Consider the following 459-nt stretch of genomic DNA (forward strand, 5'->3'; position numbering starts at 1 on the left):
GTGATGGATGGCGTTGTTGACCTCGGCATCATCGGGGAAAACGTTCTCGAAGAGGAATTGCTCAACCGCCGGGCACACGGTGAAGATCCTCGCTATTTTACCCTGCGTCGTCTGGACTTCGGCGGCTGCCGTCTTTCGCTGGCAACCCCGGTTGATGAAGCCTGGGATGGCCCAGCTGCGCTGAACGGTAACCGTATCGCGACCTCTTACCCACACCTGCTCAAACGTTATCTCGATCAAAAAGGGGTGTCGTTTAAATCCTGTCTGCTAAACGGTTCAGTCGAAGTCGCCCCCCGCGCAGGCCTGGCTGCTGCGATTTGCGATCTGGTGTCAACCGGCGCGACGCTTGAGGCCAACGGTCTGCGTGAAGCGGAAGTCATTTACCGCTCTAAAGCCTGCCTGATTCAGCGTGATGGCGAAATGGCCGACGCCAAGCAACAGCTAATCGACATATTGCTT

General features: G+C 56.6%; 1 protein-coding gene. It reads left to right on the forward strand.

The window, feature by feature from the left end:
• Window positions 1-459: ATP phosphoribosyltransferase (gene hisG, locus ACU8YC_RS27185; RefSeq protein ID WP_446896285.1), on the forward strand; the 459-nt coding region annotated here is incomplete at both ends.

Source organism: Citrobacter sp. VF227 (genome assembly GCF_052950715.1).